Source organism: Candidatus Brevundimonas colombiensis, assembly GCA_029202665.1.
GTDB lineage: Bacteria > Pseudomonadota > Alphaproteobacteria > Caulobacterales > Caulobacteraceae > Brevundimonas > Brevundimonas colombiensis.
Genome location: CP119326.1, coordinates 551562 through 574806, shown reverse-complemented (window position 1 = coordinate 574806; position 23245 = coordinate 551562). Strand labels below are relative to the sequence as shown.

Below are 23245 nucleotides of genomic sequence, written 5' to 3'. Positions count from 1 at the left end.
CCTCAGCGGGCCGCGTTATCGGCAAGACTGTTAGATGCAGGCCAGCGCAATGGCTGAGATCAGCCGTCACGCTTCCCGCCGAGAAGCAACTGAAGTGCCACGAATGGCGGCGCAGGCTGACGGCAGCGAGGGGGCGGGGGGGGAGGAAAAGTCGGTGCCTTGATCGGTCTTTCGGACCGATCATCTCAACCATTCCCCCACCCCCTCCCACCCCCTCTCGGCGCCCTGGCGACTGATCAGGACGGTTTTACCCACGGCTTGGGAGGGCTGAAGCCGTCGTCGGTTCGGATCGGCACCCGCCATTTCATCGCGCCCTTGATCTTCTTCGGATCGCCCAGCAGGCCCCGTAAGGCAGCTCCCGCTTCGCGCGCCATTTGGTTGGTCTGCGGGAGTTGAAGCCATTCGAGAACTTGGGTGGCCGACATTGCATCAAGACCTTCCGACCCAATTCGATCGATATCGACCATCTCCGCTAGGCGTTCAGCAACGGGGCTGGCCGTGCTGTGGCGCGAGTTCAGCTCGTTGAGCTGGCGTTCCTCATGGTCTGCCAACCACCATGTCTCGCCGCCCTCTACTTCCTGAGCGAGTTGGGCGAACACCTGCTGCATGTCGATCTCGTGTCGCCAGTTCAGAGAGGCGATCGGGATCGTCCAGAACCGCGTGTTCCCGGTAGGATCCTGAAGGAACTGGTGTTCGTTCACGGTTGCAGCGAACACCGTCCGCCTAGGGTAGCTCGACTCCCGACGATCGTAGGGCCGGCGAACCCGATCTGTATCGTCGGTCAGGAAGCCCTTCAGCCGAGCGATGTCCTTTTTGAACGAGCTGTCGAGTTCACCGATCTCTGTGATCGCGAACCCGATGGCTCCGATCAGGGAGTCCTTGTTCGAAGGATCCATGTGATGACCGAGCTTGATCATACGATCGGCTAGGTCCGGGTCGGAGATCAGGGCTTTAATCCAGCTGGATTTTCCAGCCCCCTGTGCGCCCTGAAGGGTTAGGACGCCCCGGCTCCGAAAACTGGGTCGGGTCGCCGCCGCAGAGACGCTACGGAGCCATTTGCGGAGGATCACGTGTTTCAGGCTGTCAGGATACCCTGCAGCCTGAACCACAGTCTCGTAGACGGCAGGCAGTCGATCTAAACCGTCCCAGCGACGACTGTTTATCCAATCTCTGATCGGGTTGTACGCATTCTTGTTGGCGATGGCTTCCACAAAGCCAGGGACATTGCCAGTGGGGATGTGGTGCTCGGCAGCCAAGCTGATGATGTAGGTGAGGGTGACATTATCGACGTTGTCCTGTGATCCCTGTTTTCCGGGAATCAGGATTTCATCGCGTTTGCTGACCTCGTTGTAGCGCACTCTGATGCCGGCATACTTCAGCAGGTGTTCGACGTTTGCGATTGTGGCCGGTGGGCGATCCGATCGCGGGGGCGGACGGTCCGGGAACGGTCCGATGTCGTTTCTCTCGCTCATTGGTCGTGGCATGCTAGGTTCCGCAGAGACGTCTGCTTCCTAACTCTGTTGGCTAATCCACCCTGACCGCCCTGCTGATTGAGCTCCCATTTTTGGCTTCCTGTTGGCTTGATCATACGACCTCGCAGACTGATCCCCGCCCTATGCGGAGATGGGTTAAGTAAACGGGTTTGCCGGGTCGGATAAAAAGACGTTTAATATTCGTAGTTTAGAGAATTTGGGCGGCTGGGCGGGGACAACCTCAAAATCGGTCGAAATTGCCCCCACCATGACGTCTTGAAACCTCCGTCCCGGAACTCCTCAAGCCGGCGATCAGAACGGGGACCGAGGCCGCTCTTCCGGCTCCAGTGGTCGATGTTCCCGCCCATAGGATAGAACTCCGCGCCGAGGCTTTCGCGGCACATGGAGGACGACGGCCGTGAGAACGACAACACCAAGCGTGACTATGAAAGCAGTCGGCTGACCTACCGTTAGGGCAGACAGGGCAAGGGTGCCCAAGAACGCCAGCGTTTGCTTCGGCTGGGTCACGAAGCTGACGACCAGGCCCAAAACTACAGATGCGATCAGGACGATGGCGACTGCCCTGAGAACGGCCAACCCCACGCAAAGGATGACCAGCATAAGGATTCTGTTCGTCATCGACCGCCCACCTCGGTCCAAAAGTGGGCGAGGCAGAGATAGTGGATGCCGAGCTCGGTGCCTGAACCGTTCTCTACGAAGACTACGGAGTCTCGCCCACACCGGCCCCGATAGACGATCTCAAACCAGAGGCCGTGCTCCTCTAGACGGTCGTAGCTCGGGTCCTCGGCATCGTCGCCGGTGATAGGCCAGCCCAAGGCCGTATTAATCACGTCGGGGGTGTCGCCGCCCTGGACGACGACAATGCGGGTGTCTTCGCTAAGGCACGAGGCATGATCAGCGTAGGCCTGCCATCCCCGGTGGGCGATCAGGGTGCGCAAATCGTCGTCTAGGTCAGGGTCGCTGATCACGCCGGCGACGTCGGCGAGGGTGTTTAGGCACAGCATGAGATTGGTGTCCTTCAGGCATGAAAAAGCCCTCTCGACGGGGTGTCGGAGGGCGCGGGTCGGATGGGTTTTTGAAGAGGCTCAGTCGGCGTCGGAGACCGGATAGCGGTCGGCAAAGCCGAGGCAGTTGAAGCGTAGGGTGTCGTTGGTTTCGGGATGGTCGGCCACGAAGACCAGCATCCCGAAGTCGTCGGTCAGGACGTAAGCCAGCTCGAACCATGAGCCGTGGTCGTTGAACCACTCCCAGCCGGGCTGCTCGGCCTGGTCCCAGCAGATGGGAAAGCCCACGGCGGCGTGGATGGCCTCGGGTGGATCGCTTGGCTGGATCACCACGATCTGGAGGGTTTCGCCAAGGGGACGGCGACGATCGATATCAACCTGCCAGACACGAAGTCCGATTAGGGCGCGAAGGACAGAGTCGAGGCTAGGGTCTGTGAGCGCGGCCGTAACAGCGTCTCGGTCGGTGAGCGAAAGCATGGTCAGGGTGTCCTTTCGGGCATGGAAAAACCCCCGCAGCGGAGGCCACGGGGGTCGATTGAGGTGGGTGTTTGGAGGGCGTCAGGTCGCCCTAGTGATCGGCCTTGAAGTCGATGACGGGCATCGGCTTTTTAGACGTCTTACCGAGGGCGGAGACGATGGTGTCCAGGGTCTGACGCTGACCAACCGAGGCGTGATCTACCGAGCCGACGGGACGGTTGACGAAAGGGCCGTCGCGGCGTTGTTGAGTTGGTCCTTCAAGCGCTTTGAGCGGGTGATACCGGAGAGGGGCATGGTGCCGCTGTGGGAGACGGTGAAGTAGAAGCCGTCCTGCACCGTGCCGTCAGCCTTCCGGCCTCTGGAGGGGACCATCGTGCCGACGATCTGGTGGCTGTCGAACAGGAACTTGATGGTGGCCTGATACCCCTTGTTCGGATGCTCGACGCGCACGATCGGACTGGTGCCGAACTCGGCGTTCATGGCGTCCACCAGGATCTGATCGGCCTGAGCCTCGGTGATCAGATAGACGGGTTCGCTCTGGCTGACGTAGGTGCCGGGCGTCCGCGCGGGTGATGATGCACAGCCGCCGACGACCAGAGCGCCAGCGACGAGTCCGGTATAGACGAGGCGCTTCACTGGGCGGCTCCCTTTGCGGCTTGGATGCCCCGGCCCCGCATCAGGAAGAGGACGCCGCTGCCTACGCCGATCGCCACCGTGCCCCAGATGAGCAGGGACCTGTAGAAGGCCACCCGTCCTTCGGTGACGAGGATGTCCGGATGGCTAAGGGCGTAGGTCGCCTGAGCCTCCTCCGCTGCCTTGTACTCGGCCGACCTGAATGCCGCCGGGTAGCCGAGATTCTTGGTGATGGCGTCCTTAACTTCGATCTGGTGGTAGAAGTTTTTCAGCGGGAAGTAGTTGATCGCCCACAGGCCGCCGATCACGACGTAGAAGGCGGCGATGGCCGCTAGAGCCATGCGGATTGTATTCTGGTTCATATGCTACGATCTCATTCTGTTTGAGATGCGCAGTTATTTGCACATCATATAAGATGCCGAGTTTTGCGCTCGGCGAGGTATCAGGCGGCGTTGTTGCTTGTGTTGGCTCCGCACCATGCGGCGGCGGCCCCCAGACCGAATAACCGAATCTGGGATATCCTGATTTAGGTTTTAGCGAAAGCGCCTCACCGATCAGGGCCGCGCGTTGCCGTCATCGATTTTTACGCAACGGCATCAGGAGTTCATCGCCTTCATCGCGTCGGTGCGAAAGGCGGCCGATGTCACGCAGGTTGAGTTGGCGGAGCGCCTGGGGAAGCCTCAAAGCTTCGTATCGAAGGTAGAGCGAGGAGAGCGCCGGCTCGATGTAATTGAGTTCTGCCAAGTCGCCGAAGCGCTCGGTTGGAATTCAGCTGAGCTGCTCAGAAAGTTCGTTGACCGAAGCCTGTGACACTGCCGCGACGACATGAACGAGGGGGGCACGCGAACTGATCGGCCCCATTCACCCGTCCTCGTAGGCTCGTTGAAATAGGGGCTGTGCTTTAGCGAGATCATCTAAACTCCGCATGGTGATCTCAAGGTCGCCCGTACCGAAATGCCCGATCTTACGAACGTCCCGTGTAAAGCCGGCCTCAAGCGACACTGTGTCGGGATTGACCTTCACGTAGGCCGCGACTGTCTTGGCGCTGGGGTAAAGCTCAAGGCAGACGAAGTTTTTGATGCGCTTGAAGGCATAATAGAATTTCAATTCTTTCATCTGAACTTCGTCGCCCAGCGCCATCAAGAAGCTGCTGGTTGCGTCCCAAAGATCGCGAAGCTCGCCGGTCGAGTTGCTGAGCCGGTAGTCGATACGGGAGCTGAGATAGGGATCCTTCCCGCCCTTCGTCGGCACCGCGACGTCCGGTGCCGTGGTGTCCAGGATGGTTGGCGTACGCGCGGCAATACGCGGCGTGTGGATCAGCTCGATCATGAGCATGTCGTCCGAGAATCGTCGATACCGCATGAGCTCGATGCTGCGGTTGATCTGCTTCACGGCGTGTCCGTCGTATCGAGTGAAGTCACCCGCGATGCAGATCAAGCGGGGGGTGCCCCACTCAACCTTATCAGCGGATCCCTTGCCCAGCTTGTCCATGACAAGCCATAGGAAATCCTTTTTATGATCCATCAGCCAGTCCAGATAGAACAGGCCTTGGTTGATGACGTTCTCGTTTACCGACCGCTTGTACTCGATGATGACCGGGCTGCCGTCTTCGTCGATACCGAGGGTGTCTATTCGCCCGCCGTGGACCGGACCCGTGCTGTATTCTGAAGCCAGGAACCTGACACCTAGAAGGGTTTCGAGGTTCTTCTCAAAGAGGCTCTGTAGGGATTTCTCGACTTGAGGGCTCTGCGCTGGCAATTCAGCCACGCAGGCCTGAGCAATGCGGAATAGTTTGATGTCACTCATTTCGGTCGAGGCCTCAATCGCTTAAGCTTGGAGAATAGCCGCGCCTCAGTAGCTGGATAGCCCCTTTCGCAGCCGCATGCCTTGGCGCGAAGCGGCACTGCCTCGTCGCCTAAGTTGGCGACATCTCTTGACCCGTTTGACCGCCTAGATTCTACCAGCGGACGGCACGCGAAAAGGCCGGGGGCACCAACGATGAACGTGCAGGCGCACAACGATCTCAAGGGCGACATTTGGGAAATCGCCAAACGTCTACGTGGGCCTTATCGCCCTCCACAATACCGGCTCGTGATGTTGCCGATGATCGTGCTGCGAAGGCTGGATTGCCTCCTTGAGCCAACCAAGGCGGCGGTGCTGAAACAGCATGCCAAGCTGGTCGCGGCGAACACGCCGGCAAACGCGATGGACCGGCTTCTAGGACGCGCCGCCGACCCCGACCGCAAGCACCCGCTCTACAATACCAGTCCATTTTCGTTCGAGCGGCTCTTGGGCGATCCTGAGAACATTGCGCCGAATCTTGTCTCCTACATCAACAGTTTCTCGCCGACCGCGCGAGCTATCTTTGAGCGGTTCAATTTCACCGATCAGATCGAAAAGCTGGATGCCTCAAATCGGCTGTTCGCCATCGTCAAGGCGATGGCCGGTGTAGACCTGCATCCCGACCGGATTGATAATCTGCAGATGGGCTATCTGTTCGAGCATCTGGTGATGCGCTTCAACGAACAGGCCAATGAGGAGGCGGGCGACCACTTCACCCCGCGCGAAGTAATCCGCCTGATGGCCAACCTGATCTACACGGGCGAACACGACGTCTACACGCCGGGCATTTTCCGCACGATCTACGATCCGACGTGCGGCACCGGGGGGATGCTGTCGGAATCTGAGAAGTTCATTCTCGACCAAAACGAGGACGCGAACCTTGCCCTTTTCGGCCAAGAATACAACGACGAGTCCTGGGCCATCTGTTGCGCGGACATGCTAATCAAGGACGAAGATACCAAAAGCATTGTTGAAGCAGATACGCTTACCAAGGACGGATTTGAGGGCCACCGGTTCCACTACCTGATGGCCAACCCACCTTTCGGTGTGGACTGGAAGGACCAGAAGACGGTGGTGGAGAGGGAGCATCGCGAGATGGGCTTCTCGGGCCGGTTCGGCGCGGGCCTACCCGCGATCAATGACGGTTCGCTGCTGTTCCTGCAGCACATGATGTCCAAGATGCACCCCTATAAGGAGGGAGACGAGAACGCGGTCGGCTCAAAGATCGCCATCGTGTTCAACGGCTCGCCGTTGTTCTCGGGCGACGCAGGGTCGGGGCCGTCGAACATCCGGCGGTGGATCATCGAGAACGACTGGCTCGATGCCATCGTCGCCCTGCCGGACCAGCTTTTCTACAACACAGGCATCTTCACCTATGTCTGGCTCGTCACCAATCGAAAGCCGCCGGAACGGCGCGGCACGGTCCAGCTGATCGACGGCACGCGCTTTTCGCAGCGCATGAAAAAGAGCCTGAACAACAAACGCAACGAAATTAGCGAGGATCAGATCCGTGAGCTGACGCGCCTTTATGGCGACCGGCGCGACGGCGCGACGGCTGAGGTGCGGGTCAACGGGCACAATGAACCCCGCGTCGTATCGCTCATCTTCGAGAACCGCGAGTTCGGCTTCCTGAAGGTGACGGTCGAGCGCCCCTTGCGAATGAGTTTCGAGGTCACGGAGGAACGGATCGCCCGCCTGGAGGATCAGTCCGCCTTCGCCAATCTGGCCACGTCCAAGAAACGCAAGGACGACAAGGCGGCGGCGCGTGAGATTGAGGACGGCGTGGCGCAGCAGGCCGCGATCCGTAAGGTGTTGGCCACGCTGAAGGCCAAAGGTCGCTATGGTGACCGCGAGGCGTTCGACGTCGACCTGGCCCGCGCCGCCGAGCGCGAGGACATCAAGATCGCCGCCCCGGTCAAGAAGGCCATCTTCGCGGCTCTAGGGGAGCGCGATGCGACAGCCGAGATTTGCCGGGACGGCAAAGGCAGGGCCGAACCGGACAGCGAGTTGCGGGACACTGAGAACATCCCCCTGCCGGAGGGCACGACCCTGCCGTTGCCAATGGAGTTCGGGCCGGACAAGCCAAACGACAAGCTGGTCACGGCCTTCCGAGGCGCGATCGACGCCCATATGGCGCGCGAGGTGCACCCCCATGTGCCCGATGCCTGGGTCGATTACGACAAGACCAAAGTCGGCTACGAAATCCCGATCAACCGGCATTTCTACGTCTACAAGCCGCCGCGCCCGCTGGAAGACATCGAGGGAGACATCACCGCGCTGGAGGACGAGATCGCCGGCCTGCTGAAGGGGCTGGTAGCGTGACGCCCAGCACAGGCGCCCTGCGTCATTTCAGCCGGATCAAGAATGGCTCAACGCCTGCCAGTGGCGAAGCTGATTACTGGGGAGGCGACATCAAATGGGCCACGCCTGAAGACCTTGGCAGGCTCAGCGGCGACAAGATTTCCCAGACGAAACGCCAAGTGACAGAGCAAGCCGTCGAGGACACGAATCTTTCGATCTTACCTGTAGGGGCCGTCTTGATTTCGACGCGCGCACCAATCGGTCATATGGCAATCACCGAAGAGCCCATGGCCTTTAATCAGGGCTGTCGTGGAATCATTCCCGGTGACCGAGTGCATGGACCATTTCTGTATTATCTACTGAAGTCGCGTGCGCCAGAGTTGAACGCGATGGCGAACGGCACCACCTTCGTCGAGTTGTCGCGCGATGAACTCGCAGCAGTCAGAGTCACCTTCCCACCCCTCGAAACACAACGGCGGATCGCGCGGTTTCTGAATGAGAAGACGGCCCAGATCGACGGACTGATCGAGAAGAAGCGCGCGCTTCTGGACCGGCTGGCCGAGAAGCGTCAAGCTCTTATCACCCGCGCCGTCACCAAGGGCCTAAACCCCGCCGCCCCCATGAAGCCTTCCGGTATCGACTGGCTCGGCGACATCCCAGCGCATTGGGGATTGGTGCCATTCAAATGGCGATGCCAGGTTCAGAGCGGGCAGGTGGACCCGCGCGAAGCCAAGTTCGCTGATATGCCGCTCATCGCTCCCGATCACATCGAAAGCGGCACCGGCCGACTTTTCGAGGTGACCAGCGCAGAAGAACAAGGGGCAATCAGCGGAAAGTATTTCTGCCCCTCCGGAAGCGTTCTTTACTCGAAGATACGACCAGCGTTGCGCAAGGTGGCGCTCTATGATGCAGAGTGCCTTTGTAGTGCCGACATGTATGCGATCGATCCCGGGGATCATTTTGACCGCAAGTATCTTTTCTATTTTCTTTTGACTGATGCTTTCAGCTCCTATGCAGAACTTGAGTCGCTTCGTGTCGCTATGCCGAAGGTTAATCGGGAAGCCTTGGGTGTTTTCCCACTTTCCGTACCGAGTGTATTTGAGCAGCGAGAAATCGCTGCCTTCTGTCATGAGGTGGACCAAGAGCATCGCCGAGTAGGCGATCAAGTTGTTTCCAGCATCAACAGGCTCGGGGAATATCGCGCCGCCCTGATTAACGCTGCCACCACAGGCCAACTGGAAGCCCTGCTATGACACTGGCAGCGAGCACCTATTTTCAGCATCTGAAGGCGTATATCAATAGCGACTACGTCATGCATGACGGCTCAGATAGCAAGGTCATCCTGAGCGAAAAGTATTTTCGACCAGAAGATGTAAAGCCGCAGGAGCGCCGGGTTGAGTTGCTTCTGCCGGGGCCGGGTATGGCCTTCAAGCTGGATCATGACGATTTTGAAATCGCGAAGAAGAAGAGCAAACCGGCGCTGTTTCACTTCCTCGATGACAACGCGAAGCCGTGGTCGCGGCGGTGCGACTTCGTCATTTTCTACACAAGCGGGCGTGCGTTCCACGCCGACTGCATCGAGTTCAAATCCAAGAGCCTCACGGCTGAAAAGATCGTTCCGCAACTCAAGGCAGGAGCCTGTTGGGTTCGCAGCCTGAAGCAGACCGTCGAGCACTACACCGGCGATACGCGCAGGATCAGGCTGCGGAAGTTCGTGTTCGCCGATAACGATAATCCCGGAGCGTATCTTGACGCCAACCGGCAACTCAACGCCGACCCGTCGATTCGCTACTATCATTTCGACGAGGTCGATGGTCAGCCCTTGGCGGCGCTGGCCAACACGTCCGTGCAGGAAGTTTAAGCCATGTCCGGGCACACTGAACGCGATTTCGAAACCGCCATTGAAACCGGCCTGATCGGCGCGGGTGGCTATCAGAGGCGCAGCCCCGCCGCCTATGACGAGGCGTTGGCGCTGTTTCCCGAGGACGTGACCGGCTTCCTGAAGGATACCCAAGCCGCGAAATGGGCTCAGCTAGAAGCCCTGCTGGGGGCCAAGACCACGGTGACGGTGCTCGACAGCCTGATCAAGGAACTGGACGTAAAAGGCACGCTGAACGTCTTGCGGCATGGCTTCAAATGCTACGGTAAGTCGTTCCGGTTGGCCTACTTCCGGCCGAACTCCGCCATGAACCCGGACGCCGCCGCGACTTATGGCCTGAATCGGCTGACCATCACGCGGCAGGTTGCCTTCACCTCGGTGCTGAAACGCTCCGACGGCCAGAACCGGCGCTGCATCATCGATGTGACGATCAGCCTAAACGGCCTGCCCGTGACCACGGCGGAGTTGAAGAACCCCCTGACCGGCCAGCGGGCCGCCGACGCCGTGAAACAGTATGCGGACGACCGCGACGAGCGCGATCTGCTGTTCGCGTTCAAGAAACGCGCGGTGGTCCATTTCGCCTTGGACACTGACGAGGTGTGGATGACCACCCGCCTGAAAGGCAAGGAAACAGTCTTCTTGCCCTTCAACCGGGGCCACGACCACGGCGCGGGCAATCCGCCGGTCGCAGACAACTGGAAGACCCACTACCTTTGGGACGAAGTTCTACAGGCGGACAGCCTGATCGACATCCTGCAACGCTTCATGCACCTGGACGTCAAGGAACGGCAGATCAAGACCGACAGGGGCGTGCGGACGATCAAACGCGAGACGATGATCTTCCCGCGCTATCATCAGCTCGATGTGGTGCGGAAACTGATCGCCGACGCCGGGGCGTACGGCTCGGGCCGGAACTATCTAATCCAGCATTCGGCAGGTTCGGGCAAGTCCAACTCCATCGCGTGGCTGGCGCACCGGCTGGCCAGTCTGCACGACGCCAACGACGCGAAGGTGTTTCATTCCGTCGTCGTCGTCACTGACCGGCGGGTGCTGGATCAGCAGCTTCAGAACACCATCTATCAGTTCGAGCACAAGACCGGCGTGGTCGAGAAGATCGACGAGAACACGCAACAGCTGGTCCGCGCTCTGTCGAACGGGACGCCGGTGGTCATCACCACCATCCAGAAGTTTCCCTTCATCGCCCAGGCCCTTTCGACATTGGACGCCAAGGGCTCAGGCGTGAAGATCGATACAGCGGGCAAGCGGTTCGCTGTCATCGTGGACGAGGCACATTCCTCCCAAAGCGGCGAGACGGCCACCGCCCTGAAAGGAATGCTGAACAAGGACGGCATCGAAGCCGCCATCGCTGCCCAAATGTCAGACGAGGAGGACGACACCCTTTCCGACGACGCCAAGGCCGCCATGCTCCGCGACGCCCTCAAACGGGCACGTCAGCCGAACCTGAGCTTCTTTGCCTTCACCGCTACGCCGAAGTTCAAGACCAAGGTTCTGTTCGATCAGCCAGGGCCGTCGGGTGTCTCGCCCTTCCACGAATACACCATGCGGCAAGCCATCGAAGAAGGCTTCATCATGGACGTGCTGCTGAATTACACGACCTACAAGCGGTTCTTTGGTCTAATAAAACGGGTCGAAGACGACCCCGAAGTGCCGCGTAAACAAGCCGCCAAGGCGCTGACTCGGTTTCTGGAACTGCATCCCGTCAATATCGAACAGGTCGTGTCGGTCATCGTCGAGCATTTCCGCCTGACCGTGATGCATGAGCTAGGCGGGCGGGCCAAGGCGATGGTTGTGACCGGCTCGCGCCTCGCCGCCGTCAAATACAAGTTGGCGTTCGACCGTTACATCAAGACGCATGGCTATACCGGCATCCGCTCGCTGGTCGCCTTTTCCGGCGCGGTGGAAGACCCCGACGATCCCGGCGCGTCCTATACCGAAGTGTCGATGAACGACGGCTTGGCCGAAAGTGAACTGCCCGAAGCATTCGAGCGCGACGACTACCGCGTGCTTCTGGTCGCGGAGAAATACCAGACTGGCTTCGATCAGCCGCTGTTGCAGACCATGTATGTCGTCAAGAAGTTGGCAGGCGTGCAAGCGGTCCAGACTCTGTCACGGCTGAACCGGATGGCACCGGGCAAGGCGCGGACCTTTGTGCTGGATTTTGCCAACGAAGAGGCGGACATCTACGCCGCCTTCAAGCCCTATTACGAGGCGACGCCAATCGGCGAGAACGCCGACCCGCACAAGCTGTCGGAGTTGCAACATCGGTTGCTGCAATGGGCTATCTTCGCCCCAGCCGACGTCGATACCTTCGCCGAAGTCTGGTATCGCGGCAAGCGCGACCACTCGGCTGCTGACCACCGCGTGATGAATGCTGTGCTCGACGTCGTCGTCGAACGGTTCAAGGAAAAGACGGACGTTGAGCAGGACGAGTTCCGAGGTCAGTTGACCGCCTATCGAAACCTTTATGCCTTTCTATCCCAGATCATCCCCTATCAGGACAGCGAGCTAGAAAGGCTTTACGCCTTCGTCCGCAACCTGACCGCCAAGCTACCCCCGCCCGGCGATGGTCAGGCCTTCGCGCTCGATGACGAAGTGGCCTTGCGGTTCTTCCGGCTTCAGCAAATGACCGAAGGATCTATCGACCTCGGCTATGGCCAAACCGCCCCGCTGAAAGGACCGACCGACGTCGGCACCGGCGGTGTCGCCGAAGAGGGCGTGACCCTGTCCACCCTAGTCGCCAAGCTGAACGACCGGTTCGGCACCGACTTTGCCGAAGCCGACCAGTTCTTCTTCGACCAAATTCGCGCGAGCGCGGAAGCGGATGATAAAATCGTCGAAGCCGCGAAGGCCAACAACCTCGCGAACTTTTCGTCCTATCTGGAACGGATGCTCGACGAGCTGTTCATTGACCGCATGGAGGGGAACGACGAAATCTTCTCACGCGTGATGACCGACAAGGACTTCCGCACGGCGGCCCACGAGCACCTCGCGTTCGAGATTTTCCGTCGAGTCAGAGACATAGCGGGCAAGTCCGAAGGAGCCAGCTAATCAACACCGTGTTGATCTGCGGAAATCTGTCCCAGCGCGCACCCAAGCGACTGACCAGCGCTAAGGCACTCCCGCCGCAAGCCGAGAGCTTTCCTTGTTAGGGGCGCTTTCGCTTAGGAGTGAGGAAGACGCTGGGTTAAAGGCCCTTTGGCCTCAAACCGCTCCCATGTCCTACGGGAAGTAGTGGTGCCGCTTAGGTGACTCGAACACCTGACCCCCTCATTACGAATGAGGTGCTCTACCGGCTGAGCTAAAGCGGCTCCGGATGCGAGGGCCGTGACCCTGCGCGAGAGGGGGTCTTTATACGGGCGCGTCGCGCTTGCCAAGCGTCGGTTTGAAGATCGCGAGCAATGCGGCTTCGTTCGGGCTGGTCGCGATCTGCGGATCGAGGTTCAGGGCGACGAGGGGGGCGGCTGCGGCGGGGGAGATGCAGGCGATCCTGGCGCAGCGGAGGCGTGCGGCGTGGCGGTCGGCCAGCAGTCTGGCGGCGCGGGGCGAATGGAGCAGGACCGCGTCGAATGTGGCGGGGGGCGCTTGGTGGGTCGGGTTCGTGCGATAGACGGGCAGGGCGTGGGCCACGAGGTTGCGGGCGCCGGCCAGCGTCAGGGCGGCGGTCATGTCGCCGGCCGGGGTTTCGGCCTGGGGGATCAGGAGGACGGCGTCGGACAGGCTCGCGGCGATCAGTTGGGCCAGGTCGGTCAGGTCGCCCTGGGCGGAACGAACGTCGGTAAAGCCGGCCGCCGACGCCGCCTGGGCGGTCGCGTCGCCGACGGCGAAGACGGGCTGATCGCGACGCAGCGTCAGGGGGGCGAAGGCGGCGACGCCGTTGGGGCTGGTGAAGACCAGGGCGTCGAACGTCGTGAGGTCGGGCAGGGCGGGCTTCAGCGGTTCGACCGCCAGCAGGGGGGCGACGATGGGGTCCAGCCCCATGGCCGCCAGGCGTGCGGCGGTGCGCGAGGCGCCGGGTTCGGCGCGGGTGATCCACACACGGACCGGGGCCGGGGCCGAGGCTGGGGCGGTCATCCGTCCAGCGTCGCGGGATCGACTTCCTGATCCCCGGCGAAGGCGTGGACCTCGGCCCCCAGCCGCTGGCCCAGGGCGCGGGCGGCGGCCGCATCCGCCTGGGGCAGTTCGCCGACGCGGCGCCAGCGGGCGGAGCCGTCGGGGCTGAGCATTTCGGTGGTCAGATGCAGAATGTCGTCGGCGATGCGGGCATAGGCGCCGACAGCGGTGCGGCACGACCCCTCCAACGCCGTCATGGCCCCGCGCTCGGCGGCGACGCACAGGGCGGTTTCGGCGTGGTTCAGGACGGCGACCCACGGCGCGTTTCGCTCGGCGTCGATGTCCGAAGCGCGGGTCTGGAGCGCCAACGCCCCCTGGCCGGGCGCGGGCAGGAAGGCGTCCAGCGACAGTTTCTCGCGGATGTGATCCGTCACGCCCAGCCGCGTCATGCCCGAGACAGCCAGCAGGATGGCGTCGAACTCTCCATCGGCGGCGCGGCGCAGGCGGGTGTCGATGTTGCCGCGCAGCATCTCGACCTTCAGGTCCGGGCGCAGGGCCAGGGCCTGGGCCTGACGCCGCAGGCTGGCGGTGCCCAGGCGCGCGCCGAACGGCAGGGCGTCGAAACTGTCGAAGTCGCGGCTGACGAAGGCGTCGCGGGCGTCCTCGCGCTGGGGGATGGCGGCGATACACAGGCCGTCGGGCTGTTCGGCGGGCACATCCTTCATCGAATGGATGGCGATGTCGATGCGGCCGTCCAGCAGCGCCTCCTCGATCTCCTTGGTGAACAGGGCCTTGCCGCCGATCTCCAGAAGGCGGCGGTCCTGAACCCGGTCGCCCGTGGTGACGATCTCGACCAGGGGCACGGCGGTCTGGATCTCGGCCTCGGGCACGCCCAGGGCGCGGCCGATGGCGCGCTGCATCATGCCGGATTGGGCGAGCGCCAGCTTGGAGCGGCGGGTGCCGATGCGGAGAGGAAAGGTCATGAGCGTTGCGTACCGGACGCCGGATCGCTACCTCGACCCGGATGGAGATCTCCGCCGACTATAGCAGCGGCCCGGCAGCGGCAACTGGACGGGATGTCCGCCCCCGTTCCGGCAGGGCCCTGACGGTTCTGGGGCTGGAAACCAGCTGCGATGAGACGGCGGCCTCGGTGGTGCGGCTGACGCCGTCGGTTGCCGGCGGTTGCGCCGAGGTGCTGTCGTCGGTGGTCCACAGCCAGATCGACGATCATGCAGCCTATGGCGGGGTGGTGCCCGAGATCGCGGCGCGCAGCCATGTCGAGATGATCGCCGAGGTCACGCGCCGCGCGATGGCCGAGGCCGGCATGGGCTACGACGGGCTGGATGGGATCGCTGCGACGGCGGGGCCGGGTCTGGTCGGCGGGGTCATGGTGGGGCTCAGCTTCGGCAAGGCGGCGGCCCTGGCGCGCGGCCTGCCGCTGGTGGCGGTCAATCATCTGGAGGGCCATGCGGTCTCGGCGCGGCTGGGGACGGAGGTCGCCTATCCCTTCCTGCTGCTGCTGGTGTCGGGCGGCCATTGTCAGCTTCTGGAGGTGCGCGGGATCGGCGACATGAGCCGCATCGGCGCCACCATCGACGATGCGGCGGGCGAGGCCTTCGACAAGATCGCCAAGGCCCTGGGCCTGGGTTATCCCGGCGGGCCGGCGCTGGAACGGCTGGCGATGCAGGGCGACGGGTCGCGGATCGACCTGCCGCGTGCCTTGCTGGGTCGAAAGGATTGCGACTTCTCCTTCTCGGGTCTGAAGACCGCCGCCTTCCGCATCGCCCAGACGTGCGAGACCGATCAGGACAAGGCGGACCTAGCCGACGCCGTGCAGAACGCGATCGCGCGCCAGCTGTCGGATCGGTCGGAACGGGCGCTGGCGGCCTATGCGGAGACGCACGACGCCCTCATGCAGGCAGGCTCCGCGAGCCGGCCGGTAGGGCGAAAAAGACTGTTTGTGGTCGCGGGTGGGGTAGCGGCCAACAAGACGATCCGCGCGACCCTGCAGGCGACGGCGGCGAAACATGGCTTCGACTTCCTGGCGCCGCCCATGGCCTATTGCACCGACAATGCGGCCATGATCGCCCTGGCGGGGGCGGAGCGGCTGGCGCTGGGTCTGACCAATGACATCGATGTGGTCGCCCGGCCGCGATGGCCGCTGGACGAAGCGCGCGCCCTGTCCGATCCTTCGCACAGGCCGGGTCGCAAGGGCGCGAAAGCATGACGAACGAAACCGCTTCGGGAGGGCGTATGGAATTCCGCACGGCAGGGGTCATCGGCGCGGGCGCCTGGGGCACGGCCTTGGCCCAGGTCTGTGTGCGCGCGGGCCTGGAGACGACGCTTCAGGCGCGCGAGCAGCAGTTGGTCGAGACGATGCGGGCGACGCGGGCCAACGCCCTCTATCTGCCCGGCGTGCCGCTGGCGGAAGAATTGAAGTTCACCGCGGACCTGGGCGAACTGGGCGGCTGCGACCTGATCCTGGCGGTGCCGCCGGCCCAGCATATGCGCGCCACCCTGACCGCCTTTGCGCCCCATCACCGGCCGGGCGTGCCGGTGGTGCTGTGTTCCAAGGGTGTCGAGCGCGGCACGATGAGGCTGATGACCGAGGTGCTGGCCGAGACCCTGCCGGGCGCCCCCGCCGCCGTCCTGTCCGGTCCCAGTTTTGCGGGCGAGGTGTCGCGCGGACTGCCGACCGCCGTCACCCTGGCCTGCGCCGATCAGGCGCTGGGTCAGGCGCTGCTGAACACCCTGTCGGCGCCGGGCTTCCGGCCCTATCTGGCGACCGATCTGGTGGGCGCCGAGGCGGGCGGGGCGTTGAAGAATGTGCTGGCCATCGCCTGCGGCATTTCCGAGGGGCGTCAGTTGGGCCGCAGCGCCCACGCCGCCCTGATCACGCGCGGCTTTGCGGAAATGACCCGTCTCGCCGTCGCCATGGGCGGTCAGGCCGAGACGGTGGCAGGGCTGTGCGGTCTGGGCGACCTCGTCCTGACCTGCTCCAGCCCCCAGTCGCGCAACATGAGCCTGGGGCTGGCCCTGGGGCAGGGGCAGACGGTCGAACAGGCTTTGGCCGGCAAACGGTCGGTGGCTGAAGGTTACGAGAGCGCGCCGGCCGTACGGGAACTGGCCGCGCGTCTCGGCGTGGAAATCCCCATCTCCGAAGGCGTTGCGGCTCTGCTGGCGGGCGAGATCGACGTGGACGGTCTGATCGACGGCCTGCTGTCGCGCCCGCTGAAGGCCGAGCGTGTCTGAGGACGGGCCGGGCGAGCGGAAACGGGTCTGGAAGACGCCTGCGGGCGTGGCCCTGTGCGCCGAGGGCGACATCGCCGACCCCGGCTCGCGCGGCTTCGTGCTGCAGATCGGCGAGGCCTTCTTCCACGGCTTTGTGGTCAGGAAGAATGGTCAGGTGGCCGGCTGGGTCGACCGCTGTCCCCATGCGGGTTTCCCCATCGCCATGGAGATCGACCGCTATCTGACGCCGGACGGATCGCTGATCCTGTGCGGCTGGCACGGGGCGGTGTTCGAGCCGCTGACCGGCGAATGCAAGGGCGGCCCCTGCGCCGGCGGGCGGCTGACGCCCTGGCCGGTCGCGGCCTCGGGCGGGATCGTCCGCACCGCCTGACGATCAGCGCGCCAGCCGCTCCTTGGCCTTGTGGGCGCCGAACACCACGTCCGGGTCCGGTTTCTTGACCGGCAGGTCGGTGTGTTTCAGCACCGACAGGATGAACCGCCCGATGTTCAGCCGCGCCGTCTTCTTGTCGTCGGTGGCCACCACGGTCCAGGGCGCATAGTCGCGATCCGTCTCGTCCAGCATCCGGTCGCGCGCGTCGGAATAGGCGTCGAACCGCGCCTCGGCCTCGGCGTCCAACGACGACAGCTTGAACTTCTTCAGCGGGTCGGTGCGCCGCGCCTTCAGCCGTGCGGCCTGTTCCTTGCGCGAGATATCCAGCCAGATCTTGATCAGGATGATGCCGTCGTCGGTCAGCATCCGCTCGAACCGCGGGGCGTCGGTCATGAACTGGGCGTATTGCTCGGGCGTGCAGTATCCCATCACCGGCTCCACCCCGGCGCGGTTGTACCAGGAGCGGTTGAAGATGACCGTCTCGCCCGCCGCCGGCAGGTGTGGCACATAACGCTGGAAATACCACTGGCTGGTGTCCCGGTCGCTGGGCTTGGGCAGGGCGACGACGCGGGTCTGGCGCGGCGACATATATTCGGTCAGCCGCTTGATGGCGCCGTCCTTGCCGGCCGTGTCGCGGCCTTCCAGCACGATGACCACGCGCGAGCCGTGTTCGATGCTCCAGGCCTGGGTCTGGACGATGGCCAACTGAATCTGTTCCAGCTCGGCGTCATAGGCGTCGGATTTCTTTCCCATGGCGAAAGAGTGAGCCAGGTTCGACCGGGCGGCAAGCAAAAGCCGTCTCGGCGACTGAAGCGGAGCCGTTCGTTGCGCGAGGCGTTAGGGGCGGGGCCTGCATCGAAGGCGGGCGGACGGGGGACCGATGAAGCGCGATCTGGCGGAAATCTGGAACCTGATCTGGGAGATCGGCCTGTTGGCCTGCGCCGGTTTCGCCCTGCTGAACCTCTTCGCTCCGCCCCAGGATCTGCCGTGGAAGCCGCTGGATCTGGACCGGCCGGTGGGCGGCGCGACGGCGGCCAAGGTCGCCGCCTTCGGCGTGGACGCCGCTGCGCCGCCCGAGGCGCTGGAACGGGCGACCGAAACCTGCATGAAGGCTCTGCGCGACGCTGGCGTCCAGGTGGAGCGCGCGGCCGATCGCGATGACGGCGGCTTCTGCGTGGTGCGGGGCGCGGTCAGGATCGCGGGCGGGGCGGTGACGCCTTTGGCCCCCGCGAATGTGGTCATGCAGTGCCCACTGGCCGTCCGCTACGTCATCTGGGACCGGCAGGTGCTGCGTCCCGTCGCGCGCGAGGAACTGGGGTCCGAACCGGCGCGGGTCGAGAATTTCGGAACCTATGCCTGCCGCCGCATCTATGGCTCCCGGGACGAGGGCGAACGGCCAAGCGAACACGCCCGCGCCAACGCCCTGGATGTCTCCGCCATCACCCTGAAGGACGGCCGCACCATCAGCGTGCTGGACGACTGGCGTGGCCAGGGGGCGGCGGGGCAGTCGGGTTCGCGCTTCCTGCACCGGGTCCGGGACGGCGGCTGTCGCCTGTTCTCGACGGTCTTGTCACCCGACTACAACCCCGCCCACGCCGACCATCTGCACATCGACGGCGCGCCCAACGGCCTCTGTCGTTAAGGTTGAATGCGGCCATTGCGAATCGATTTGGCTGTTGACCGTCTGGAAAAGCCGGGTGACAACATCGGCACAGTCCGGATTTCGCGTGGGGTCCACACCTGCGTTTCGCTCCTTCGCCTGAACGAGCTGTCCAGTTGGATTGTCGGGTCACCTCGAGAGGGATCCGCCTGGAAAAGCGCGTTTACGGAGACGCAGACATGGCGACCGGCACGGTCAAGTGGTTCAACCCCACCAAGGGCTACGGCTTTATCCAGCCCGACAGCGGCGGCTCGGACGTGTTCGTTCACGTCACCGCCGTTCAGAAGGCTGGCCTTCAGGGCCTCGATGAAAACGCCAAGGTCGAGTACGAGCTGGAAAACCAGCGCGGCAAGACGTCGGCGATCGACCTCAAGATTCTCTAGGTCGAACAGACTTCTAGATTTGGAAAACAGGCGCGGCGGCTTCGGCTTCCGCGCCTGTTTTTTCTTGGGAGCGGCCCGCTGGTTTCGGCTTCAGCCGGAGGAAAGGGCGTCGGCGGGGGTCGGTCTGGCGCGTTGCGCGCGCTGGGCCAGCACGACGGCGCCCAGAACCAGGACGCCGCCCAGGGCCTGGACCGGCGTCAGGGTCTCGCCGAACACCCACCAGCCCAGCAGGCCCGCGACCACCGGCTGAACCAGGATGGTGACGGCCGTGATCGAAGCGGGCAGCCGGCCCAGCGCCCAGGCCACCCCTCCCTGACCGAAGACGTGCATGACGCCCATGGCGAGGCAGGCGCCCCACCCGGCCAGGCTGGCGGGCACGATGTCCTCGCCCAGCGCCAGGGCGACGATCAGCAGCAGGGGCGTGCCCAAAAGCGTGGCCCAGAAGGTGACGCGCATGGCCCCCGCCGTCGCCCGCGCCGCCTTCACCGACAGGAAATAACCCGAATACCAGATCGCCACCGACAGGGAGAAGGCGTCGCCCAGCCGCGGATTGGTTCCTTGTCCGCCGTCTGCGCCTGCCGCCATTGCAAAGGCTCCGCCCATGGCCAGCGCCAGGGCGAACAGGAACAGCCGGTGCGGCCGCTCCTTCAGCACCAGCCAGCCGAACAGGGTCACCACGACCGGCGTCAGATTGCACAGCACCGTCGCATTGGCGACCGACGTCATGACGATGCCGTAGTGCCAGAAGCTGAGGTCCAGGGCGAAGAACAGGCCCGCCAGCAGCGCCCATTTCGACGGCGTCGCGATCCCGCCCCGCTCGCGCGCCGCCAGCAGGGCCAGCAGAGGCAGGGCCAACAGGAAGCGCCAGAACCCCGCCGCCGCCGGGCCCGTTTCGGTCAGCCGCACCAGGATCGGCGCCAGGCCCAGCACGCAGGCGGCGACCAACAGAACCATCAGGGCGAAGGCGCGCGGAGAGGGACGCAGGAAGGAAGGTGGGTCTGGACGCTGGTCGGGGGCGGACATGGCCGGCTCTTACGCCCCCGTGCGACGGGACGCCACAGCCCCAGGCCTCAAACCAGCGGGTCGATCCGCGCTTTCAGCGTGACCGACAGGCCTGGATCGCGGTCGCGATAGTCGATCACGCCTTCCAACTGTCCGACCAGGCTCTGGATCATCATGGAGCCGAAGCCCTTGCCCGCCAGGTGCCCGCCTTCGCCCTCGTCCTCGACCCTCAGGCGGAAGACATCGCCGTCTTCCTCGAACGCGATGCGCAAGGGGCCGGGCCTGCCCTTGTAGGCATATTTCTGGGCGTTGATGATCAGCTCGGTCAGGATCAGGCCGATGGTTACGGCCCGTCCGGCGTCGACGCACACCGGCGCCAGATCGGTCTCGGTGGCGGCCGCCCAATCCGGGCCCATGCTGGACGTCAGATCGTCGATCAACTCGCCGATGTAGCGGCCCATGTCGATGGTCGTGACGGTCTCGCCGCGATAGAGCAGGCTGTGGACCGCCGCCACGGCCCGCACGCGACGCCGCGCCTCGTTCAGGGCCATGGCGGCGGGTCCCGTCTGTTCTCGCGCCTGCAGGCCCAGGAAGCTGGAGACCAGGGTCAGGCTGTTCTGAACCCGGTGGTTGACCTCGCGGATCAGATATTGCTGCTGTTCCAGCCGCAGGTCGCGTTCCGACAGACTGGTCTGCAGCGAACGGTTCAGCCGTCGCAACTGGTCTATGGCGGAATAGTCGGCCAGGGCGTCGCGCAATCGTCCGGCGGATTCGATGGCGGCCGGTCCCCAGCGTCGCGCCCGCCCCGCGACCTCTTCGGACCAGCTTTCGAACGAGGCGCGCGGGGTCAGTGTGGCGTTGGAGCCGGTCTTGTCGGCGGTGGCGGGATTGCCGGCCCAGCGCACCGTCTCGCGCACCTCGGCCCGGAACCACAGGATAGACAGCGGCTGCTGCACCTGCAGATTGACGGCCAGCAGGCCGCTGCCGTGGGTGGTCCAGGCCTTGGCCTCGGGCAGGACGGCGGACAGGGCGTGCGAAGAGACCGGGCGCAGGCCCGGACGTTCGGCGACCCAATCGGCGATGATCCGAACGCCCTCGATCGGCGGGGTGTGCCCAAAGGTCCTGACCTCTCCTTCGGAAACGATGGCCAGGCCGTCCGCGCTGGTCAGTTGCATCAGCGGCTCGGCGCGGTCGGCCAGGGCGGCGGCCAGCGGCTTGTCCGCAGGCAGGCGCGCGACCAGTTGGTCCTCCAGCCGACGCAGCCGGGTGCGATCGCGATAAAGCTCGGCGTCGCTCTTGGCCTTCAGCTGACCCGCCAGGTTGCGCGCCAGGGTCGTGCATCCGACCCGAAGCTCGAACGGCAGCAGTTTGGGCGAGGCGTTGTGACAGGCCACCAGGCCCCACAGGGCGTCGTCCACGATGATCGACACCGAGGCCGAGGCGCGCACGTCCATGTTCCGCAGATACTGCAGATGAACGGGCGACACCGACCGCAGGCCGCTGTCGCTCATGTCCAGAGGCGTCTCGCCCGGCGTGGTCGGCCGCAACGGCTGGGGCGTATAGCGGCTGTCGGGAATGACCCGAACCGGATTGCGCAGATAAAGGGCGCGCGCCTGGCGTGGAATGTCGGTCGCGGGGAAATGGTGGTTCAGAAACGATCCGGTCCCATCGGCGCGGGACTCGGCGACGACCTGCCCGGCCTCGTCGTCCTGAAAACGATAGATCATCACCCGGTCGAAGCCGGTCAGCCGGCGGAAAGCCTCAGCCGCGCGTTCGCACAGCCCATGCACCGTGACGGCGCGTTCCAGTGCAGCGCCGGCGGCGCCCAGGCCCGACACCAGATCGACCCCCAGCCGCGCCTGTTGCGAGCTTTGTTCGATCTCGACGATCATCAGGCCGCTGGGCAGGCTCGGCGTGGGGTCCGGCGCCATATGAACGACGACGTCGTATTCCAGCCGGTTGGTCGCCCGCCAGCGACAGACGAAGCCCGTCTCCTGAGCCGCCGCCATCGAACGAATGCGGCGATCGGCGACATCGCCCAGAACCTCGCCCACGGATCGACCGATCCAGGCGCTGCGTCCCGTCAGGTCTTCGATCAGACCCGCGCCCTGGCGGATCGTCATCGACTGCAGGTCCAGCACCAGCATGAAGCCGTGCGGCTGGATCGATCCGGGGATGTGGATCGGTTCACGATCGCATTGGGTCAGGTCGGGCGCGATCTGATCGAGGGTTTCGGTCAAATGGCGGCCTCCTGCTCTTGCGGCTGCAGGATGCGGTGCGCGAAGGCGAAGCCATCGACGCCGCCCTTGACGATCTGATCGACATCGGCGCGGCCGGCGGCGCAGGCCTGATCCAGAAGGGTCATGAAGGCGCGCCAGCGGGGGCCGGTCTCGTCGCCATAGGGATCCAGGAAGCTCAGGCCTTCCAGCCCGCGTCCTTCGGCGGTTAGACGACGGCGGATGATCCGTCCGCCCAGCATCGAACCTTCCGCCACATAGACCCAGCCCAGGGCCTCTCCGGCGGAGGCCGGTCCCTCGACGCGGGCCGCCGCCGGCTGCACAACGCCCAGGGCCGCCAGGTCCCGGGCGATGCCGTCCGCGCGCGAACGGGGGTCGAAACCGCCGCCGACCTCGGCGTTCAGTCGGGCGACCAACGGATGGCTGACCGGCTCAAGGCCGGCGTGAAAACGATAAAAGGCCGCGACCGCAGCCGCGCGGGTTTCGATCTGCGCCAGACGACCCTCGATCCCGGCCTCGGTCTCCAGCGTCTCGTGCGCGGCGGCTGTGGCTTCCCGAAGGGCGTGGAGGATGGGGGAAGCACTCATGGGATCAGATTAACACACTGTGTTGGCTTGTCGATTTCCTCTCGGCGAGAGGCG

22 protein-coding genes and 1 tRNA gene are annotated in these 23245 nt (G+C 63.9%); 10 read left to right on the top strand and 13 right to left on the bottom strand.

The window, feature by feature from the left end:
* Positions 1–236 precede the first annotated feature (236 nt).
* The 5 genes from P0Y50_02660 to P0Y50_02640 form a co-directional block, all read right to left on the bottom strand.
* Entirely contained in the window at positions 237–1472 is a 1236-nt protein-coding gene (locus P0Y50_02660; protein ID WEK40527.1) for a VapE family protein, read from the bottom strand.
* A 635-nt stretch (positions 1473–2107) separates the two neighbouring features.
* On the bottom strand, positions 2108–2497 hold the full coding sequence (locus P0Y50_02655) for a hypothetical protein (protein WEK40526.1): 390 nt from the start codon (positions 2495–2497) through the stop codon (positions 2108–2110).
* Between the two features lie 81 nt (positions 2498–2578).
* Positions 2579–2974: a hypothetical protein gene (locus P0Y50_02650; GenBank protein WEK40525.1), complete on the bottom strand. Its 396-nt coding sequence runs from the start codon at positions 2972–2974 to the stop codon at positions 2579–2581.
* A gap of 198 nt (positions 2975–3172) precedes the next feature.
* Positions 3173–3610, bottom strand: a complete 438-nt coding sequence (locus tag P0Y50_02645; GenBank protein ID WEK40524.1) for a hypothetical protein — start codon at positions 3608–3610, stop codon at positions 3173–3175.
* Positions 3607–3969 (bottom strand): hypothetical protein, encoded by a 363-nt coding sequence (locus P0Y50_02640; protein ID WEK40523.1) that lies wholly within the window; start codon positions 3967–3969, stop codon positions 3607–3609. Before P0Y50_02640 ends, P0Y50_02645 begins: the two co-directional genes overlap by 4 nt.
* A 205-nt stretch (positions 3970–4174) precedes the next feature.
* Here P0Y50_02640 and P0Y50_02635 point away from each other — a divergent pair, with 205 nt between their 5' ends.
* A complete protein-coding gene (locus tag P0Y50_02635) occupies positions 4175–4417 on the top strand; it encodes a helix-turn-helix transcriptional regulator (GenBank protein ID WEK40522.1) in 243 nt (80 codons plus the stop codon).
* Positions 4418–4468: 51 nt separating this feature from the next.
* Here P0Y50_02635 and P0Y50_02630 read toward each other — a convergent pair whose 3' ends face one another.
* Positions 4469–5413 (bottom strand): DUF5655 domain-containing protein, encoded by a 945-nt coding sequence (locus tag P0Y50_02630; protein WEK40521.1) that lies wholly within the window; start codon positions 5411–5413, stop codon positions 4469–4471.
* 192 nt (positions 5414–5605) lie between these two features.
* Here P0Y50_02630 and P0Y50_02625 point away from each other — a divergent pair, with 192 nt between their 5' ends.
* The 4 genes from P0Y50_02625 to P0Y50_02610 all read left to right on the top strand — a co-directional run bounded on the left by P0Y50_02625 (position 5606) and on the right by P0Y50_02610 (position 12698).
* The gene (locus P0Y50_02625) at positions 5606–7771 is read left to right on the top strand and encodes a class I SAM-dependent DNA methyltransferase (protein ID WEK40520.1); all 2166 of its coding nucleotides are present in this window, start codon (positions 5606–5608) and stop codon (positions 7769–7771) included.
* Positions 7768–9003: a restriction endonuclease subunit S gene (locus P0Y50_02620; protein ID WEK40519.1), complete on the top strand. Its 1236-nt coding sequence runs from the start codon at positions 7768–7770 to the stop codon at positions 9001–9003. Before P0Y50_02625 ends, P0Y50_02620 begins: the two co-directional genes overlap by 4 nt.
* On the top strand, positions 9000–9611 hold the full coding sequence (locus P0Y50_02615) for a hypothetical protein (protein ID WEK40518.1): 612 nt from the start codon (positions 9000–9002) through the stop codon (positions 9609–9611). Before P0Y50_02620 ends, P0Y50_02615 begins: the two co-directional genes overlap by 4 nt.
* A 105-nt stretch (positions 9612–9716) precedes the next feature.
* A complete protein-coding gene (locus tag P0Y50_02610) occupies positions 9717–12698 on the top strand; it encodes a DEAD/DEAH box helicase family protein (protein ID WEK40517.1) in 2982 nt (993 codons plus the stop codon).
* Positions 12699–12882: 184 nt separating this feature from the next.
* On the opposite strand, the gene P0Y50_02605 is transcribed toward P0Y50_02610, so the two are convergent.
* From P0Y50_02605 to hemC, 3 genes are all read right to left on the bottom strand, one after another.
* Positions 12883–12958, bottom strand: a tRNA-Thr gene (locus P0Y50_02605).
* A gap of 40 nt (positions 12959–12998) precedes the next feature.
* Complete coding sequence (locus P0Y50_02600; protein WEK40516.1) at positions 12999–13721, bottom strand: uroporphyrinogen-III synthase; 723 nt, start codon at positions 13719–13721, stop codon at positions 12999–13001.
* Positions 13718–14683 (bottom strand): hydroxymethylbilane synthase, encoded by a 966-nt coding sequence (gene hemC / locus P0Y50_02595; protein WEK40515.1) that lies wholly within the window; start codon positions 14681–14683, stop codon positions 13718–13720. The genes P0Y50_02600 and hemC overlap by 4 nt, the downstream gene beginning before the upstream one ends.
* Positions 14684–14724: 41 nt before the next feature.
* Here hemC and tsaD point away from each other — a divergent pair, with 41 nt between their 5' ends.
* From tsaD to P0Y50_02580, 3 genes are read left to right on the top strand one after another with little or no spacing between them, the layout of a single operon-like run.
* Positions 14725–15927 carry a tRNA (adenosine(37)-N6)-threonylcarbamoyltransferase complex transferase subunit TsaD gene (gene tsaD / locus P0Y50_02590; protein WEK40514.1) on the top strand — a complete coding sequence of 401 codons (1203 nt, stop codon included), beginning with the start codon at positions 14725–14727 and terminating at the stop codon, positions 15925–15927.
* Positions 15928–15953: 26 nt separating this feature from the next.
* The gene (locus tag P0Y50_02585) at positions 15954–16952 is read left to right on the top strand and encodes an NAD(P)-dependent glycerol-3-phosphate dehydrogenase (GenBank protein WEK41512.1); all 999 of its coding nucleotides are present in this window, start codon (positions 15954–15956) and stop codon (positions 16950–16952) included.
* Positions 16945–17322: a Rieske 2Fe-2S domain-containing protein gene (locus P0Y50_02580; GenBank protein WEK40513.1), complete on the top strand. Its 378-nt coding sequence runs from the start codon at positions 16945–16947 to the stop codon at positions 17320–17322. Before P0Y50_02585 ends, P0Y50_02580 begins: the two co-directional genes overlap by 8 nt.
* Positions 17323–17325: 3 nt before the next feature.
* Here the strand turns inward: P0Y50_02580 and ppk2 are convergent, their stop codons facing one another.
* Positions 17326–18075: a polyphosphate kinase 2 gene (gene ppk2, locus P0Y50_02575; protein ID WEK40512.1), complete on the bottom strand. Its 750-nt coding sequence runs from the start codon at positions 18073–18075 to the stop codon at positions 17326–17328.
* 127 nt (positions 18076–18202) lie between these two features.
* Here ppk2 and P0Y50_02570 point away from each other — a divergent pair, with 127 nt between their 5' ends.
* Positions 18203–18964, top strand: coding sequence for an extensin family protein (locus P0Y50_02570; protein ID WEK40511.1), 762 nt, complete (start codon positions 18203–18205; stop codon positions 18962–18964).
* 197 nt (positions 18965–19161) lie between these two features.
* Positions 19162–19365, top strand: coding sequence for a cold-shock protein (locus P0Y50_02565; GenBank protein ID WEK40510.1), 204 nt, complete (start codon positions 19162–19164; stop codon positions 19363–19365).
* A 90-nt stretch (positions 19366–19455) separates the two neighbouring features.
* Here P0Y50_02565 and P0Y50_02560 read toward each other — a convergent pair whose 3' ends face one another.
* Genes P0Y50_02560 through P0Y50_02550 form a run of 3 tightly spaced genes read right to left on the bottom strand, consistent with a single transcriptional unit; the run spans position 19456 to position 23191 of the window.
* A complete protein-coding gene (locus P0Y50_02560; protein ID WEK40509.1) occupies positions 19456–20388 on the bottom strand; it encodes an EamA family transporter in 933 nt (310 codons plus the stop codon).
* A gap of 47 nt (positions 20389–20435) precedes the next feature.
* Complete coding sequence (locus P0Y50_02555) at positions 20436–22607, bottom strand: histidine kinase dimerization/phosphoacceptor domain -containing protein (GenBank protein ID WEK40508.1); 2172 nt, start codon at positions 22605–22607, stop codon at positions 20436–20438.
* Complete coding sequence (locus tag P0Y50_02550) at positions 22604–23191, bottom strand: biliverdin-producing heme oxygenase (protein WEK40507.1); 588 nt, start codon at positions 23189–23191, stop codon at positions 22604–22606. Before P0Y50_02550 ends, P0Y50_02555 begins: the two co-directional genes overlap by 4 nt.
* Positions 23192–23245: the final 54 nt, after the last annotated feature.